This window comes from Rhodococcus sp. P4_B6 (genome assembly GCF_056402215.1).
Map to the genome: position 1 here is coordinate 1 of NZ_JBFUHV010000434.1, position 1,453 is coordinate 1,453.

At 64.7% G+C, this 1,453-nt stretch carries 1 protein-coding gene and 1 pseudogene; both read right to left on the reverse strand.

Features of this window, described 5'->3' with window-relative positions:
* Window positions 1-308: pseudogene (locus AC1DWT_RS51320) on the reverse strand (hypothetical protein); the annotation flags it as partial.
* A gap of 484 nt (window positions 309-792) precedes the next feature.
* Complete coding sequence (locus AC1DWT_RS51325; protein WP_477926281.1) at window positions 793-1,188, reverse strand: tautomerase family protein; 396 nt, start codon at window positions 1,186-1,188, stop codon at window positions 793-795.
* Window positions 1,189-1,453: the final 265 nt, after the last annotated feature.

A 1,453-nucleotide genomic window follows, 5' to 3' on the forward strand; every position in this document is an offset into this window, starting at 1 on the left:
GAATACACCACATACACCACCACGAACCCCAGACCGGCCACCGCCTCCACCAGATCTCGGCCCGGTTCGATGGCCGCCGCCTGCCCGACATGGTCGAAGAACCGCTGCCACGCCTGTCGGCGGCTCCCTTCCGAGTCGCCGGTCAGGAGGTGGGTGAATGCCGACAGGTCCGCCAGGCCGCCGTCGATGTCGAACATCACCACCCGCTCGCTGCCGCTCACCTGCCCGACCCCAGCCACCTGGCGCGCGGAGGTCCCGGCGCCACGCCCACCAGCGCGGATTCTGGGGTAGCCCCATCCCGTGGTCACCAGGGAGCCTTAGAGAACGCAACACCCATGTCAACGCACCACTCCTCGCAAACGCCTGTTCCGAGGGGTGCGCAGTCCACGAGGAAGGTACGTCGTGTCGATGCCCGTCGAGATTCGTGAGCGCCGAGCCGGGCTGTCGCGCTCTGCGCCGGCTCTCCCGAGACATAGGCGATCGCCAGGTTGAGGCCGTATTGCCTTATGATCTCGCACCGCCTCAGCACGCTCCATCATGGGCATGGTGGTCTTCCATGTGATGCAAGCGCGGAAAAACACCTCGCCCGCATGCGAGACCGTCCCTGATCCGTCAGGCGCCGGGGACGAGAGAGCCTGGCACCGCAACCCGATGCACCACTGCCCCATGCACCTGTCCGATCCCCGAGTACGCGATTCGACCCGTCGGCACCCTGAACACCGCCCGGGCCCGCTGGACCACACCCCACGGGGTCCGCACAGCCGCCGCGCCACCGACACCCCAGGGCGCTGCTCACTCGAGTTGGCCGTCCAAGAATTGCGCAGACCCCCGACCGAACGACCAGTCCGCTCGAGTGTTCGCCACCACCGAGATAATCAGGTCTGTTGACGCCAGCCCAGTTTCCACCGCAAGCGCTTCTGCCAACGCTTGATACATTGCCTGCTTCTGCTCCTCCGTTCGACCCTGCTGCACGATCTCGACAAGCACTATGTCGTCGGTGCGTTCGAATCCAAGCCCCGTATCCTCGGCAATGATTTGGCCCGGCTTGTGCTCGGTAATGACCTGGTAACGATCACGCGCAGGCGCTGCAAATGATTCGCGCATGACGGCCTGCACGACGTCCGCGATCTGACGCAACTGCGCTTGGGACCGCCGGTTCTCGACGAGGTGAATATGGACGAGCGGCATTGTCTTCCACTGCATGTGGACCTGGGCTGGGGTGCTGGTTTCAGCAGCCCAGCCCAGGTCGGTGTCGGATGTGGCTAGACAGTATGAGGGTATGGGCTGGGGCCCACTCCACATGTGAACGTGGGTTGCCGACAGGAAACGGGTCCTGGCCGGTAGAGCCACAAGATGTGGGAGGCCCCAGCAATGAATCAGCGTACGAGTGTCGGATTGGATGTGCACGCACGATCGGTCGTCGCGTGCGGCCTCGACGGGCGGACCGGTGAGC